Raw genomic sequence first — 17,093 nt, forward strand, 5'->3', positions numbered from 1 at the left:
AGGCATGGCTGCTACTGGATAATGCTTTTACGGTCACGCTACCACAAGACCGTAAAAGATGTCAAATGGGTTCTATAACATTTCGATAATTATACCCGACATTTGACACCATTTTAATTTAAGCCTTTTAGGGACGGGCCTCTTGCCCGTCCCACAAGAAAACTCACTCTTTGTGGAACAGGCATCTTGCCTGTTCCTGACAAAAGGCCACACAAATTACGAATCTCGATCGAGCTTCAGCACAGCCATAAAAGCCTCCTGCGGCACATCCACAGTACCCACAGACTTCATCCGCTTCTTACCCTTCGCCTGCTTTTGCAGCAACTTCTTCTTCCGCGAAATATCACCGCCGTAACACTTCGCCAACACATCCTTCCGCAAAGCCGGAATGTGTTCCGAAGCAATCACCTTCGCGCCAATTGTCGCTTGAATCGGCACCTTAAATTGATGGCGAGGAATCAACTCCTTCAGTTTTTCCGTCAACCCGCGGCCCACATTATAAGCCTTATCCCGGTGTACGATCATCGCCAAAGCATCAACCGGATCGCCATTAATTAAAATGTCCATTTTCACTAACGGATTTTCGCGATAACCGATGAGGTGATACTCCATGCTCGCATAACCGCGCGATCGCGATTTCATCTGGTCAAAAAAGTCCGTCACCACCTCCGCCAAAGGCAACTCGTAAACCAGCGTAGTTCGGCCTTGACTCAGATACTTCATATCCACAAAAATGCCCCGCCGACTTTGAGACAGTTCCATCAGCGCGCCCACATAAGTTTCCGGCGACAGCATTTCTACCCGCACATAAGGTTCCTCAATTTTCTCGCGATACTGAGGATCGGGCAAGTGGCTGGGATTGTCAATTGTTAACACTTCTCCTTTAATTGTTGTGATTTGATAAACAACAGAAGGAGCCGTAACAATCAAATCCAAATTGTATTCTCTCTCCAGTCTTTCTTGCACAATTTCCATGTGCAGCAAACCCAAGAAACCGCAGCGGAAACCAAATCCCATCGCACTCGAAGTTTCCGGTTCGTAAGAAAGCGCCGCATCGTTGAGTTCGAGTTTTTCTAAAGCTTCCCGCAAATCTGGAAATTGGTCAGCATCGATCGGGAACAAGCCGCAAAAAACCATCGGTTTTGCTTCTGTATAACCCGGCCAAGGCTCCGGTGCAGGCTTTTTGACCAAAGTAATCGTATCGCCGACGCGAGCATCAGCTACGGCTTTAATTGCCGCGCCCAGATAACCCACTTCCCCCGCGTGCAGTTCGTCTACTTGAACTTGAGTCGGTGAAAGGATGCCCAATTCATCGATGACATATTCCTTACCCGAAACCATCAACAAAACTCGATCGCCCTTTTTGACACTTCCGTCCATCACCCGGAAATACACAATTACCCCGCGATAAGGGTCGTAATAACTGTCAAAAATTAGCGCCCGCAGCGGTTTGTCAACAGTATCCTGCGGCGGCGGCACCAATTCGACGATCGACTCCAAAATCTCATCTATACCAATTCCTTCCTTAGCCGAAGCCTCGATCGCCCCGCTACAGTCCAGACCGATAATTTCTTCAATTTCCCCTTTTACCCGTTCCGGTTCTGCCCCCGGCAGGTCAATTTTATTTAAAACTGGAATAATTTCCAGATTGTTTCCCAAGGCAAGGTAGACATTTGCGAGGGTTTGTGCTTCCACGCCTTGAGATGCGTCTACCACCAGCAGCGCCCCTTCGCAAGCAGCGAGCGATCGCGACACCTCGTAAGAAAAGTCCACGTGTCCCGGAGTGTCGATCAGATTGAGTACGTACTCCTGACCGTCCTTGGCAGTATAATTCATCCGAGCCGCTTGCAGCTTGATCGTAATGCCGCGTTCGCGTTCGAGATCCATATTGTCTAAAAACTGCTCCTTCATCTCCCGTGCCTGCACAGTCCCAGTCGCCTGCAACAGGCGATCGGCCAAGGTCGATTTTCCGTGGTCGATGTGAGCAATAATCGAAAAATTACGAATGCGAGATACAGGGACGTTAGTCATGTTTTTTATCGAAGAGCTAATCGGCAAAGGATACTTTTTGTTGTATGATTACACAAGCAAGAGTAGAGTGCTTACTTCAACCTCTTACTGGGGATTGAGATGAAACCACAACTGAGGCAAACCTCAAGAGTATCAGTTATTAGCCTTTCAAGTGTCCGATCGAGCCCGGACACCCAAAAGGAAAAAACTTTTCTCTCTCTCATTGTACAGAAAGCGGTTAAGCGGTTGAGGAAAGGTTGGGTGCAAATCAGGGACTGCCAATATCTAGTCCAGTCGGTTGTCATCAAAAGAATTGAAACTTAAGAATTAAAACTAGGATTTTTAAACTATGAGCGAATCAAGAATACCTTCCCACAGTTCGTCAGAAAAAGTCGAACTGTCCATCCATATCGATCCTGAACTGCTAGACCAAATTAAGCACTTGACGAATGACCCCAGCAAAGTCATTGAAACAGCAATCAAGCAGTGGCTCCGAGGCGAGCGCCGGGAAGACGAGCTGGCTCTGAGTTTACGCCGCAACCCCCCAGTCCCGCCGCGTGGTGAATGGAACGACTGAGGTGCTCTCGCCCCAGACGGCGCGCGCAAATCTGCGGGGTGTGAAATTTAGATCGCACGGGCGATCTCCTGCAGATTTCGTGGCTAAAGCTACAGGTGGTGGGCGAGTGAACTCGGCTCAATCACAACCTCGGAACTATTCTAGGTGAGGGAAAAAATGCGTGAGCCATTTCCCGACTTGAGTTGTTCGCAGCCTCATATTTTGGCGTAATTTTCACACTTGATAGTTAATCGGTGCAGATTCCTAATTTCTCAATCTTAATTTTTATCTTTAAATTACCCAAAACGGCTGAGAACGAAGAGTTTTGAGTTTAGAGTTGAGCTCAGAATTAAATAATTAATATTTTATGAGTTCATTAATCACTCAAAAGTCAATAGTAGAAGCCTAAAAATATTGCGAATTGTTAGTTTTGAGCGATTAATGTTTTAATGAAAAAGCCAAAAACTTTTTAATTGATTAATAACTCACAAATTAACAGTAGAAGCCCCAAACAATGGGGAGAATTGAGTCCTTTATTAAAAACTCAATTCTCCCAAATCCGAACTACTTTCATCCCCTACTCTGATGGACTCTAACACAGATTTCCGGCGATCGAGCCTCGCCTCTACAGTTTTTTTTCAAGAGTTAGGGGCAGAATTAGTATTTACCCAAGACGCCTCTGGTCGATATCTATCTTTTTACTGGCAAAAAGCCGAGCAGTACAACCTTACAGCAGAACAAATTGTCGATCGCCCCCTCAGCGAAACCCTGCAACCCATCGCCCCTGCGCCTTATCTCGATATCCTGCGGCGGGCGCTCGAAACCCTCGTACCGCAACGCTTCAGCTATCCATTTTGCCACGCCGGACAATATTTTCTCTTCGATTTGACACTCACTCCGGCGATCGACTCAAACGGCAAAGCTACAAAAGTCTTAGTTATGGGAAGGCTGCTGTCTGACAAACCCACAGACAGACGGCCAGACTCCCCAGAATTCATGCTCTATCGAGCTTTGCCATCCCCCTTGGACGGCCGTCAACAAATGTCGCTTCCAGCGAGCCGCATCCCCGCTCGATCGCTCCCTCCCTACTCGGAAATCGACCGTAAAATCATCTCCCAAATCGCTCAAAACCTGCATAAAACCCTCGATTTAGACACAATTTGGCAACAAACTGTTAACAGCTTGGGTCAAGTTTTGAACGCGAGTCGCTGCATCATCTGTTCCTACAAAAAAGACAGCGAAAATCTCGAAACCTCCCCCTTCCTTGCCTCTGAAAATCAGCAAAATTCGACGGCAGCCGCCGAATTACACCAGTCAATAGCTAGCGACCCCTCGCTCCCGCTTTCCCCTGCTCAAATCGAAAATCTCCAATCGAAAACTTTTAAAGTAGTAGCTGAGTACCGCCAAGAAGCTTACTCTTCTATGCTGGGATTAGAACTGCGCGCAGCCGAACAGCCAGGGTGGATTCAAACTTTAGCCACCTTAAAACCAGTAGCAGTCGATTACGCCTCCCCCGCCGCCGATCCCTTCCACCGCCATTCCGTGCTCGTAGCAGCTACCTCCTATGAAGACCAACCCAATGCACTGATATGTTTGCACCGCTGCGGCAACTCTCCGAAATGGAGTCCTGTCGAACTCGAATTCGCCCGCGAGTTAGTCGCTCAAGTCGGCAGTGCGATCGCCCACGCTACACTTTACCAAGAATTAGAACAGGCTCGCGCCGAAGCCGTGGCTCTTTCCCAACTTAAAAGTCAATTTCTTGCTAATACTTCTCATGAACTCCGCACCCCCCTCAACGGCATCCTCGGCTTCCTAAAACTGCTTATGGACGGCATGGCAGATGACCCCGAAGAAGCGCACCAATTTATCGAAGAAGCTTACCGCTCAGCAGTACATTTGTTCAATGTGATTAACGATATTTTGGATGTCGCTAAAATCGAAGCTGGCAAAATGGAGTTAGACCTCGCTCCCGTCAAACTCGGTGAACTTTTGCAACAAGTTGAGGATTTTACACGGGTTCAAGTCGAGCAAAAGCGATTGCAATTTCAAATCCAAAAACCCCCTGTGGAGGACGAGATTATTGTGTATGGCAACTACCAACGCCTGCTTCAAGTAATCTTGAACCTCACGGGCAATGCCATTAAATTTACCGGGGAAGGGGGAATTCGCATCAGTGCCGAGGTTATTAAGAAAAAGGTGACTGTGCACAACCAGCAGTTCCCCGGAATGGTAAAAATCCGAGTCGCTGATACTGGCATTGGCGTTTCTCTCGACAAGCAAGATAAATTATTTGAGTCGTTTTTTCAGGTGGACGGCGATCGTACCAGGCAATACGGCGGCACCGGTTTGGGATTGGCTATTTCTCAAAAACTGGTAGAAGCAATGGGGGGTACAGTAAATTTTTACAGTATGGGGGAAGGACTCGGCTCGACGGTTACTTTTACTGTGCCGCTTTATCAAGAACCACTATTTAAAAATTAATCATATCGATTCCGGTGCAACCGTAATCATTGTTGACTGTTGACTGTTGACTGTTGACTGTTGACTGTTGACTGTTGACTGTTGACTGTTGACTGTGAGTAAAAAAATGAAAATTGCGCGAATTATTTCTTGGCAGCTTAATTCCACTTTACGCCCGACTTCGGAGCGCGGATTTGATATCATTCCGGCGCAGCCGGAATTGATATTACCAATTACCAATTACCCAACTGTACCTTACTCACTTAAAAATTACTATATTCCTGTATCCGTGAGTTCCGTTGCGTGAATAAAAGTCATCGATAATTGGTAATTATCCTACAAACACAGTTCGATCGCCCCTGTATCAATTTTAACTTTTATCCATCGCCAATCTCCCTCCTTGGGAGCTTGCAACTGAGATCGATCGTCCCCGCCACTTCCAATCCCCACCCAGAATTCGCATAAATCAAATCCGGGGTACGGATAACAAAGCTCATCTTTATTTGTCCGCTGGGCTCTCACACCTCCGAGTAAACCCGCGCACACCGCCAGCTTTACAAAAACTTAATGCCAGCTTATACGACTGATTAAGCTTCCCAACCCCCTACTGTAAAGGATTATTAAGCATACTGGACGCTCTCAGTTCTCTGTGAAAATCATAAAGATCTTGTAAAGACACCGAAACTACTTAGTAATGTTTGACGGGGTGTGGGAAGATTTAAGTAGAATTACGTAATCCCTAAGTCGGGCAGCGGCAGGCTGGCAAATTCAGTAAATTCCTGCTCAGTTGGCAGAATGGTAAACTTTTGCCAGTCTATTAGAAAAAGGGTTGCTATGAATCAGCAAATATCAGCTCAATCGCAAAAACTTTTACTCCAAATTGGCAGAAAGATTCGTCGAACCTTGGATCTCCATACCATCTGGCAGCAAACAGTTAACAGTCTGGGAGAAACACTAGGCGTCAGCCGCTGCATCCTTTGTCCCTATGAAAGTTCTAGTCTGCAAGTCAAAGTAGCTGCTGAATACTGCCAAGAACCATTTTTACCGATGCTGGGAATGGAAATCTCGCTCACAGCAGCACCTCATTTCCTTCAAGCTCTAGCCACCCTCGAACCGGTGGTAGTAGAGTCCTTTGCAGCCAATGACTCTTTTGGGCCGCAGTCGCTGCTAGTGGTGGCTACCGCTTACCAAGAGCAACCTAACGGCATAATTAGCTTGCATCAGTGCAAAGGTCGATCGTCGGGGAAGGGTAAGACCGATCGACCTTGGACTCAATGCCAGATCGAATTCGCACAAGAACTTGCCGAGCAAGTAGGAAGTGCGATCGCCCTCGCCACCCTCTACCAAGAGCGCAGCAAGCGAGTACAAGGACTATCCCAGCTCAAAAAGCAATTTTTGTTGAAAGCGTCCCACGAGCTCCGCACTCCCCTAAATCACATCATCGGCTATCTACAACTAACCATAGACGACCAAGCTGACGATCCCATAGAGGAGAGAGATTTTATCGAAGAAGCTCACCGTTCGGCTATCCACCTTTCTCAGGTAATTTCCAATATCTTAGATTACATTGAGTTAAGTGAAGCTTGCCAAACTCACGCAGAGTTAGCCACTTTCAGGAACCAGGAAAAATCTGGGCATCAGTAAACCTTCGAGTGGCGTCTTTGACAAGTCTAATATTTACCGTGCCCACAAGTTTTACCCAGAAAAAAGCTGACACTTTATCGATAGATTCCCTCAATAAATTCGATAGCTGGTTCATCAATTATTTTTAGGGAAAAATAGTTTTACACAGTACAGCAGAGCAACTACTACAGGTGGTAGCCCGGTGTATTTATCATATTATGTCCGCTCGAACGACTCCCATCAAATAGGTTATTTGACCGGAAAGGATAAGCTGTTGTGCATCTAATTTGACAGTCAATTTTTCTACAATTCTTGTGGGACGGGCAGGAGAGCCCGTCTCTGTATTCAATTTAGATGCGTAGCAGCTTATTGCAAGCATAAGATTGCACTTTTGCACTTTTAATGCTTTTAAATTGTGCTTGAGAGAATTACCCACCGCCCTTTTTTTTCGTAGTTTTCGGAGGGCTGACATAGCGCGCCCAAAAAGGTTCCTCCATATCTTTCATCGCTGCTAGTTTTTGGCGCTCTTCCTCTATGCGCTTGCGTTCTGAAAGATCAGAAAATATGTTGATACTGCCGACAGTCTGGCCGCCCGCATCTCGCACGCGTGCGGCCCAAAGCCAAACATCGATCGAACTACCGTCTTTTTTCAACAAAGATATTTCCAAACCGTTGTGCGGGTTGCCATTAGACGCAGACTTTAGCAGGGCGTAAAAATCTTGCTTTTGGCCTTGAGGAATATTCGGTAAAGGTTTCCCTAAAACCTCAGCCGCAGTCCAGCCAAAAAGTTGTTCGGCGGCGCGGTTCCAAACAACGGTATTGCCGTCATTGCTGGTACAGTTAATCGCCAGCGGCGCCGATGCTATCTGGGCTTGCAAAACTTGGTTAACGAGTTGCAGTTTCAATTCTACTTGCTTGCGATCGGTAATTTCCTGACAAGCGCCCCACAAACGGACAACCCGTTCAGCAGTTTTGTCCCACACCACTTGCCAGTAGTCCCGCACCCAGCGCACCTCGCCTTTTTGATTAATAATGCGATACTCATTAGCTCCAGTGCGGCTGAAAGTACAGCCTTCTAACTGTTTAATTAACATTTCCCTGTCGTCGGGATGAACGAGTTCGGAGTTCCACCAACCAAACGATTCTAATTCTTCAGGAACGATCCCAGTGCAGCGCTCAAAAGCTTCTGTCGCCCACTCGCAGGCGAACTTGCCGTCGGGCAGTCCCTTAAAAGAATAGGCAAAATCCGAAGTAATTTGCGACATAACTCTGTAGTGGAGTTCCGACTCTCGGACTGCGATTTCGGCTTGCTTTCGTTCCCCTATTTCCCGCGAATTAATTATAATTCCCTGCACGCTCGAATCGCAAAGCAAACTGTTACCTACCGACTCCATGTAGATCCAAGAACCGTCAGCATGGCGTTTCCGATATTCGATTGCCCCCCCAATGCCGGGAGATTCTAACAACTTACCAAAATACGTCTGCCAAGCTAGCAAATCGTCTGGATGGATTAACTCGCCGTGAAATTTGCCAATTCTTTCTTCTGGGTTGTAACCCAAAAGCCGCTGTAGGGCTCCGCTGTGATATCGAACTCGCCCGTCGGAGCCGACAATGCTAATTAGATCGGGAGAATTACGCAGCATAGCTTGCAGTTTGGCTTCACTTTTAATTAATCCTTGATTGTCCCTGCGGTGCTGGCTAATTTGTTTTTCTAACTGCTCCTGTAGCTGTCTGATTTGCGATGCTTGCTGGGCAACCGTGCGTTCCAATAGGCGATTTTTTTTTTCGATTTCAACCAGCTTTAATTCGTTATATCTCGCGCTTTCAAACAGGCGATCTGCTGCAATTTCCTGCAAAGAATTAGATAAAACTTCCAGAGTTGTGGTGAGAATTGCCTGTTGCGGTGGTGGCAATTGTCTAGCTTGTTCCTGCAATGTTTCTAAGTGTTTGTAGACAGTTTCTAGCATTTTATTAAGGGGGGAATCTAATAGTTGCCTGCGGGTGCAACCCCTAAAAAGCGGACACAAGTTTTTTCAACATAACCCATAACTAAGACTGGTGTGTGGCTTGCGACCCATCGCGCTCTCAATAACCAGGCATTTTGGGACTTTCTCTTCAAATCATAGCAACCGATAGAGAAATTGACACTCCCTTGCCTAAAGGCGCAGGGATTCTTGGATCATCCAGTCGAACTTATCTCTGTTTGGCTACCATCAGCGAGTAGAGATCGGTCTGTCCCCCAGCGTAAATTTCGGTGTGCCCCACCGTATTTAAATTGATTCCTGCCTGCTTCAATCCCTTTGCCAAAATGTTTTTTCCGGCATTATGGTCGCGATCTAACACCACACCACAACCACAAATATGGGTTCGAGTTGACAGAGTTTTTTTAACCAGGTTGCCACAGTGTGAACATTCCTGAGATGTGTACTGAGGAGCAACAGCAATAACTGTTTTGCCGTACACTTTTCCAAAGTATTCCAACCATTGAGCAAACTGTGACCACGCAGCATCGCTAATTGATTTAGCGAGTTTATGGTTCTTAACCATGTTCCGCACCTGAAGGTCTTCGTAGGCTACAAAATCGTTAGATTTCACCGCGCCGGGCGTCGTCTTAATGGCGAAGTCTTTACGCTGTCTACTGACCTTCAGGTGTTTTCTTCCTAACTTGTTGATCGCTTTTTTTCGATTTTTAGAACCTTTCTTTTTCCGAGAAACTCGCTTCTGCGATCTCTTCAGAGCTTTTTCGCTTTTGCGGAGATACCGAGGATTAGGAACTGTTTCGCCATCGCTATCAGTATAAAAATGGTTTAATCCGACATCTATTCCAATGGCTTTACCAGTGGAAATAGCTTCCTCTTTCCGTTCCACATTGATACAAAATTGAGCGTAGTATCCGTCGGCACGACGCACGACTCTGATTCGTTTAATCTCGTTTGGCGCGTAGAAATACAAATCCCGACTACCAACCAACTTGAACTTCCCAGCAGCGAAGCCGTCTTTAAATGTTAAACATCTTTTGTCGGCAGAAAGTGACCAACCCGATTGTTTGTACTCAACGGAACGAGTGTGCTTTTTGAACTGCGGGAATCCCTTTTTCCCTGGTTTCTTTGCTTTGCAATTAGCAAAAAAACGCCCTATAGCAAAAATGGCACGCTCCGCCGAAGCTTGACGTGCCGTCGAGTTAAGCTTGCCTGCCCATTCAAACTCTTTCGCCATAATGGCACACTGTTTGTATAGGTCTACCAGCTTAATTCCTTGATTGTCTATCCAATGTCTAAGAGTTTTGTTTCGGACAAATTGAGCCGTCCGAATCATTTCGTCCATGATCCGATATTGCTCCGCTTTGCCTTTCAACTTAAACTCTAATACTATCATGGGAATAGTTTATCATTATTTTTACTGCAACTTTTACCCACAAAATCTACCTATTTAACAATTATTTACAAATTGTAGAAATTAAAGCCGTCTTAGAAGGACGGGGCTTTATACCCACTTTTGCGGTAAATTCTTGTTGCGCCCTAATTGCCAGCCCAGCCGCACCCCCAAGAAGTGCTCGCTAGGAGTGCGGGTAACTCCCCTACCCAGTGAATGTGGGGCTTCTCGCGGTTAAGCTAAACTAGATGGGTGTCAAGAGAAAGAGGGATTTATGACAGAGCAAGCCAACGCTCGCGATTTGTTTCGCGCTGCTTACGAACACCGCTATACCTGGGATGCCAATTTTCCCGGTTACAGTGCCGATATTGAACTCAAACAGGGCGACGAAGTATATACGGGTCATGTTTGGATCAAACCCGACATGAGCGTGGAAGTCACGGGCATTGAAGACGAGGAAGTGCAGCAAAGCGTCTACACCCAAATGCGCGATATTGTCACCCACCGCAAACGCTCGACATTTGAAAAATCTCACGGCAAAAATAGCTTCACCCTCGGCGAGAAGGACAGCACAGACGCTGTGGACATCTTGGTGCAAGGCGACTCAATGGGGTCTAACTATAAAGTCCGAGGTCTCTCAATTTGTCAAGTCAGCCGGGTGATGGGCCGCATGGCTTTCGTAATTGACACGCATAAAAGCTTAGAGACACCCGAAGGTTCTTTGGCAACCCACTACGATGCCGTTTTCCGCAACCCCCAAACAGACGAAATCATCAAAGAACTCGAATTTGAAGATACCTTTGACAAGATAGGCGACTATTATGTCATGACAAAGCAAGTAGTTCGATCGAAAGAAAAAGGTCAACTGACAACAACCGAGTTCAACTACTCCAACGTCAAACTGCTAGAACCAGCAGTAGTGTAGCGGCCTCAAAAACCCGATTTCTTAAATAAAACGGGTTTTTTTGCTTAACGTATCAGAATCAACTTGATTTGGCGGCAAGTAACGCTACGATCGAACCAGAGAGCGAATTGAAATCGAGCATCAGCGTGACAGAAACCGGGTTTACTGCAGCAAGCTCATCTGAGTACGCAAGTCTTTTTTCAAGAAACCCGGTTTCTTAAATCTCGCGCGGTTGAGAATGCTGCCCTTGGCTCAAATCGAACACAATCAACTGCAAGAAATCATCACAGAGGCGAAATATGACACTAGCACTAACCAGAGATAACGTCGAAACAGTTCTCGATGAAATGCGTCCCTACCTGATATCCGACGGTGGCAACGTCGAACTCGTAGAAATTGACGGCCCAGTGGTACACCTGAGACTGCAAGGAGCTTGTGGCTCTTGCCCGAGTTCCACAATGACTCTGAGAATGGGCATTGAACGTCGCCTGCGCGAGGCTATCCCAGAAATTGCTGAAGTCGAACAGGTAATGTAGCTGGGTAACGAGTAATTCACCAAAAAACGAGACGGAATCCCCGGGCTACAGACACGGGGATGGACTTTTCTGCTGTTTCAACCGCCGAAGGACAGCAAAACCAGATAAAAGTAAGCGTAATTGCAATACCTCTTGTACTGGTAGTTGTTTTTGAGCGTGTAGAAGCGAATTGTCCACAGCTTTAAGACTACGATTATGGTCTTACTAATCCCCTTGCCTTTTCAGGCGAGGGAGATGTCAAAGCACTCTATGCTGGTATAGCCTTTCTCAGAAAGATGAGGTACGTTGTGGGGATGAGATCCCTCTTATGGTCGTTATATAGTAAGCGAGATACAGACAAAAAACTCCGCTCCGAGTCATACCTCACCTATCTGAGAAAGGCTATAGTAGTTGTGTAGAATTAATTGCACAAAATCTGTCTCCGCTCAATAAATCGGGGTAGACTACCCTGTCGGGAAGGATTTTGCTCCCGGAAAGAGGCTCGTCACTGAGCGATTTACCCCGATTTATTGAGTGGATACCCAAATCTGGCCTGCAAGCCTTGCTTAGTCAAGAGTCTTTATGTAATTAATGTTGCCAGGTTACCTAGGAGGAAGCCGAAAAATTGCTAATTTTTTGCTAAACTTTTAAATCATTTCTGCTTTTTATATTATGAAGTGTGAGGCATTTGCTTATGATTCCACAACTGAACACCCTCGACCAAATTTCAATGGTGACATCCAACTTTGGGGATGCTTTAGTATTTGCTGACATTCTCCAAGATTGGTTTCAGTTTTTAGGGGGTAAACCTGGTGAAGTTGTCGTTGTAGATTGTGGCAGCGATCTCAAAACTCAAAGGGTATACTGGCAATTGTTTGAAGAAGGTTTGATTGACAAATTGCAGGTAATCCAGTCTAATCACGAAGATAATCATGGGGGGATGGAGTCTGGTTATATAAAAGAATATACATCGGGGGCGATCGCGAGTAAACCTTACTTGCTATTTTTCCACGTTGACACCTTGCCCTACCGAAAGGGCCACGATGGTTGGTTAGAGGAAGCGATTGGTTATCTCGAACGCGATGATGTTTTCTCGGTTAGCGGTTCATTCAATCTGCCATCGCAGCACCACGACGCCTGGCCGGGGTGGTACTTTAGCGACAAGTGTAGTCTGAATTTTGCTCTGATGAAGCGGAGTAAATTTATGGCGGCAACCCATGAATTTGCTGGGGATTTTATTATGTCTGGCTTCAAAGGTGAGAATCCAGCTAAGGCGACTAATCAGGACAGATATTTATGGGAACTCGCTTTCGAGCAGTACGTAGAACGCCACAAGGAATACAGCTTATGTAAGGCAGAAGATCCGAACTGGACGGTATTTCATACAAATACTCACGAAGAGCGCTTGCAGAAGACTCGTCAAAAATACCTGAAGCGAGAAGGAATTGAACGCTTTATCAATGTGGGTTTTTCTGATGCCGAAAGGATTCCTGCTCAGGCACTTTATTATGGACAGTCGCAGATGGGAATTATGAAAAAATTGCGAATTATGTTCGGAAAATCACCAGTAGGCTCTTACTGGCGGCAGTTTAAACAAAGGCTAGCTCTTCAAAAATAATTTTGTTGGTGGGGCAGGCAAAATGCCTGCCCTTGCAGGGGCTAAATTGAGACAGGTAAGTAGGGCTTGCTGAATAAGTTAGAAAAAATCGCGTAGGCGTAGCCAGCCGTAGGCATCGCACTTGATGGGCAATTCAAGCTCGGCGAAACATAACTTTTTGTTGACTATAACTTGCCCTGCTATAGCTTTTAATAATCATTGAACCGTAAAAAGGTGTGATTTTCGGTTTGTGACATAAAAACGCACAAAAAACCCGTCTTAACCAGGTAGAAAGGTTCATTACTAAAAAAGTAATAGCAATGGCTGTTTCGGAAGTATTATCAAGTTTTGCCATCACCCGATTCAGGCTAAATCTTCTTTTTCGCAAGTCCCAAATTTGCCCTCAATAGAGTTAGGAATTCTTTCATCTTCCCAGGCTTGTTTCTTGGTTTCCTTACTAACATTTGCTGGTGGCTTTCCTAAAGGGGGGCCACTAATTCTAATTCCTCTTTCTTTACACCAAGCTCGGTTTTCTCTTGTTCGATAAATGCGATCTGCATGGACTGATTCTGGATAGTATCCTGTGTAATTTTTAAATGCTTCAAATGAGTGCTTTTAAGTCTCCTGATTCGTTAAAGTTATCCCAACTTATCCGGTCTAGAAATACATATCCTTCATTGCAACTCGCTGACAGTTTGGCTCCAAACTCTACGGGCTTTCCTGCTTTTCCTCTGATAATTGGACGGATGTGGGGTCATTCCTCACAAGTTAAGCTAAAAACACTGTTGTCAATGAGTAATCTTACTCATTTTTTACCGAAATACCAATTAAAATATGACTCCATTTGTTCATTCATTATTGAAAAAAAATTGTTCGGGACTTCTTTGAGTTCCAGGGAAAGGAGAAATAATTAGCCTGACATGAGGTTTTCATGCGTAGCTTAACAATCCCTAAATCTTGATTTTTTGCGTCGGCAAAATACTTAAGTAGGTCAGAAGCTAATCCTTTTTGATAGGCCACAGAAAAATGATACATCCCTCGATAAATCATTTCTAATGAAACACGTTCAATTGGCACTCCTAATTCATCCGCAACGGCATCTCCCAAGTCTACCAAAACCGCATAAAATAGCCAAGTAGCCCAGATTTGAAGCTGGATTCCGTTGGACGAACCTGTCCATAAATAACTTAAATTTAGGAGTCTCTTTACTATACAAAATGCCTCTTCAATTCGCCAGCGTCTTTGATATAAATCTGCTACTACATAGGGGGGCAATATTTCGGGGTTTTGGACACTTGTCAGATAAGAACGCCAGGAGTTTTTTGAGCGGATTTGTACTAATCTTATAGTCAAAGTTGGTGTGTTTTTTGTCCCTGCACCTATCTGAATTATCTGGTCTTTAACCTCATAAGTATTGGTTAATACCCGCTTGACTTGATAAGATGCACCTTTCTTGATCCGAGTAATAAATCCAATTTCTTGCTCAATTAATTTTGACCAAAAAGCGAAGTGATAGAAGCCTAATTCCAATAACAGCAAGGTTTTTGGCTTAACTTTTTTTAGTAAATCTTCTTCCCAATGAGTATCTGCTTGTTTCGGATTTTCCCAAAACCAAATTTCTTCGGGAAGATGAGTTACTAGGTCTATAATTACTCCCATTTTTCCGGATAATTTACCAATTGGAACATCTGATAAACTTTCTAGTTTACGAAATAATGCTTCTAATGTTGAGCCGTCAGCTATCCAGATATTTTCAAAGTTTTTTAAGGCAAATTGTACGCTATGTGGTAATGGTCTCGATTTTCTCATCAACCATTTTTGTCGAAAATGAGGTAGTAATTCTTTAAATACTTTTTCAAATAAAATTGATGGAAAAGTTAAAAATCTTTGTGACAATGCTTGTTGACTAATTTCTTGTGGCTGACACCATAAAAATCCTTCTTTATTTAATAATCTGGTTAATTCTGTTACTCCTGGTACGGATCGCCATAGTAAACTTAATATTGCTGCCATCATTAATGGTAGTGTTAGAATTCTATCTCTTAAATTTAGTTGGCGATAAAAAGTTTTTTGGGCCGCCATTGCCGGAATTAATAAATCTTCCAGGTAATTCGCGATCGCTTCATTTTCTACTTGGGGACGATTTTTTTTCTTTGCATGATCTCGGTTGATTCGTTTTTTGCTAGTCATAACTGGTTTAATTATGGCTCAACTGCTTGCCCGGTCAAGGTTTCATCCTATTTTACCTTTTTTTGTCTACCCCCTTGACAATTTGCACTTTTTCTTAACTTGTCACAAATGATGTGGGGTTGGCTTAAACTTACTATTCTGTCCTCTATACTCTGTTTGTTATTTTCAAATAACCAGAGTTGTTGGCGATAGACTTCTGTGAGGACTAACAAAGTTTTATACTGCTTGTGGCTCACACTTTGTAGGGTCGCACCTGATTCGATTAGCTGTTCAATATGAGCGAGGTTTCTTTTGATATATTGCAGTTGTTTTTTAAGGGCTTGGATTTTTTTGTTTCGTTTAGGTCGTCGTTGTTTGGCTACTGCTAAGTAGTCTTTCCTGGCTATTTTTCGGTAGGTTCTGGTTTTTTTTGTAATTTTTTCTTTGAGGGATTTATAGAGGATGTCGATAATTTTTTCGGTATGAACTCTAGCCTTGTTTAATAGTCCTAAGTCCGTCGGATAGCTAATGTCTGCTGGGGCACAGGTCGCGTCTATGATTAATTTTCCTTGATTGGTTGATTCATTTTTTGCGTCCGAATCCTTTTTTTTTTCTGGCGGTTTTGGGGTGGTTTCGCGCATTTTTTCCACCATTCGTTCGTTCACTTTCTTGATTAAATTCGCACTGATTCGCTGCCGAAAGTGGATGGCGGGGTGATGGGTCAAATGGGGGTTCATTACTGTAAGTTGATTGACCGATAAAGTATTGCAGGTATGGGTTTTCTCGGATATGTTCTACTGTTTCTATGTCGCTGATTCCCAGCTTTTCTTTAATAATTAATGCTCCTAATGCCATCCTAAAGGATTTGGCGGGTGCGCCCATTTCGGTCGGGAAATTTTCCGCATAATCTGATTCAAATTCCGACCAAGGAATTAGTTGGGTCATTTTTACCCAACGGTTGTCAGCAGACAACCTTCCTCCAAAGGGAAGTTCAAAGTCGGATGGGGGGCTTGGGGCAAGCTCAACTTTTCTGTACACGATCACAAATGGTGATGCACGGGTTTTGAGCCATTATACCTGTTTTTCTTGCACCCTTATACCATTTTTTTAAAGATGTGATAGAGATAAAGAATGTAAAATCCAAGACCATCCGGTGAGAAAACCAATGACGCTCACGGTGAAAGATGCCAAAATTTCCTGGATTTTTGTGCGGAGTTCGTCAAGATTACTAAACACCGACCAAGCTAAAAAATCTTTGAGATATTCCCACACTCTTTCTGTGGGATTTACTTCTGGACTTGCCGGAGGCTGAAATAGTAAAATGATATTGTCTGGTAATTCAGATGAGCTTAAATTATGAGCGGGTGCGTTATCTACTTGAATGATGTGTAATTCATGAGGATATTGTATTGACAAAAGTTGTAAATATGCTTCAAAACAAACTTTGTCTAAATGCGAAAACTCCCCAAAAAAACTTTTTCCCGTAGGGATCGATACTGCGCCATACAGCCAAAAACACTCTTATTTCCATTGATGCTTTCCTCGTGGCTTTACGCCGGAAAGCGTCAGCTTACGCCGACTTTATTGTATGCAGCCCTATCCGCGTTTCATCACTACACCAATAAGTGACTTTTTTATATTTGTTTACTTGAGGTAAAGCTTTGTCTAGTAAAGGTTTTATCTGTTGATGGAAGTTATTTTTAAATTCAGTAATTGCCGTAGATTTCTGAGAAATACTGCGAGGTCTGGGAATTTTTAATTTACTTTTTAATTCCCCTCTTACTAAAGAATAGACAGCCGAGTAACTACTCAGGGTAAACGCATCTAAATTAATTTGACAAACACCTAAATTTGTGCATTACTAAATAACTAAAAAAACCTTCTAAA

General features: G+C 44.3%; 11 protein-coding genes and 3 pseudogenes. 6 read left to right on the plus strand and 8 right to left on the minus strand.

From position 1 onward, the window contains the following. Positions 1-216: 216 nt before the first annotated feature. A complete protein-coding gene (gene lepA, locus QUA00_RS32745; RefSeq protein ID WP_333147691.1) occupies positions 217-2,031 on the minus strand; it encodes a translation elongation factor 4 in 1,815 nt (604 codons plus the stop codon). A gap of 328 nt (positions 2,032-2,359) precedes the next feature. Between lepA and QUA00_RS32750 the strand changes: the two genes are divergently transcribed. Further along, positions 2,360-2,587: a hypothetical protein gene (locus tag QUA00_RS32750; RefSeq protein ID WP_333051858.1), complete on the plus strand. Its 228-nt coding sequence runs from the start codon at positions 2,360-2,362 to the stop codon at positions 2,585-2,587. 564 nt (positions 2,588-3,151) lie between these two features. Continuing rightward, positions 3,152-5,047: an ATP-binding protein gene (locus QUA00_RS32755; RefSeq protein WP_333412596.1), complete on the plus strand. Its 1,896-nt coding sequence runs from the start codon at positions 3,152-3,154 to the stop codon at positions 5,045-5,047. Here QUA00_RS32755 and QUA00_RS32760 read toward each other — a convergent pair whose 3' ends face one another. Beyond that, on the minus strand, positions 5,048-5,230 hold the full coding sequence (locus tag QUA00_RS32760; protein WP_333412598.1) for a hypothetical protein: 183 nt from the start codon (positions 5,228-5,230) through the stop codon (positions 5,048-5,050). Positions 5,231-5,860: 630 nt separating this feature from the next. Between QUA00_RS32760 and QUA00_RS32765 the strand changes: the two genes are divergently transcribed. Further along, a complete protein-coding gene (locus tag QUA00_RS32765) occupies positions 5,861-6,670 on the plus strand; it encodes a GAF domain-containing protein (RefSeq protein ID WP_333412599.1) in 810 nt (269 codons plus the stop codon). A gap of 407 nt (positions 6,671-7,077) precedes the next feature. Here the strand turns inward: QUA00_RS32765 and QUA00_RS32770 are convergent, their stop codons facing one another. Continuing rightward, a complete protein-coding gene (locus QUA00_RS32770; RefSeq protein ID WP_333412601.1) occupies positions 7,078-8,616 on the minus strand; it encodes a PAS domain S-box protein in 1,539 nt (512 codons plus the stop codon). A 226-nt stretch (positions 8,617-8,842) separates the two neighbouring features. After that, a complete protein-coding gene (locus QUA00_RS32775) occupies positions 8,843-10,024 on the minus strand; it encodes a transposase (RefSeq protein ID WP_333104174.1) in 1,182 nt (393 codons plus the stop codon). A 271-nt stretch (positions 10,025-10,295) separates the two neighbouring features. Here QUA00_RS32775 and QUA00_RS32780 point away from each other — a divergent pair, with 271 nt between their 5' ends. The 3 genes from QUA00_RS32780 to QUA00_RS32790 all read left to right on the plus strand — a co-directional run bounded on the left by QUA00_RS32780 (position 10,296) and on the right by QUA00_RS32790 (position 13,058). Further along, positions 10,296-10,946, plus strand: coding sequence for a DUF3386 domain-containing protein (locus QUA00_RS32780; RefSeq protein WP_333147991.1), 651 nt, complete (start codon positions 10,296-10,298; stop codon positions 10,944-10,946). Positions 10,947-11,224: 278 nt separating this feature from the next. Then, positions 11,225-11,461 (plus strand): NifU family protein, encoded by a 237-nt coding sequence (locus QUA00_RS32785; RefSeq protein ID WP_006632519.1) that lies wholly within the window; start codon positions 11,225-11,227, stop codon positions 11,459-11,461. A gap of 673 nt (positions 11,462-12,134) precedes the next feature. Next, positions 12,135-13,058: a hypothetical protein gene (locus QUA00_RS32790; protein WP_333147993.1), complete on the plus strand. Its 924-nt coding sequence runs from the start codon at positions 12,135-12,137 to the stop codon at positions 13,056-13,058. Between the two features lie 133 nt (positions 13,059-13,191). On the opposite strand, the pseudogene QUA00_RS32795 reads toward QUA00_RS32790, so the two are convergent. The 4 genes and pseudogenes from QUA00_RS32795 to QUA00_RS32810 all read right to left on the minus strand — a co-directional run. Continuing rightward, positions 13,192-13,791, minus strand: a pseudogene (locus QUA00_RS32795) (transposase); the annotation flags it as partial. A 94-nt stretch (positions 13,792-13,885) separates the two neighbouring features. Continuing rightward, positions 13,886-15,227 (minus strand): annotated as a pseudogene (locus QUA00_RS32800) (IS4 family transposase). A gap of 110 nt (positions 15,228-15,337) precedes the next feature. Continuing rightward, positions 15,338-16,244, minus strand: a pseudogene (locus QUA00_RS32805) (IS5 family transposase); the annotation flags it as partial. 69 nt (positions 16,245-16,313) lie between these two features. Beyond that, the gene (locus QUA00_RS32810) at positions 16,314-16,715 is read right to left on the minus strand and encodes a transposase (protein ID WP_333412604.1); all 402 of its coding nucleotides are present in this window, start codon (positions 16,713-16,715) and stop codon (positions 16,314-16,316) included. Positions 16,716-17,093: the final 378 nt, after the last annotated feature.

The organism is Microcoleus sp. T2B6 (assembly GCF_036700475.1).
Lineage (GTDB): Bacteria > Cyanobacteriota > Cyanobacteriia > Cyanobacteriales > Microcoleaceae > Microcoleus.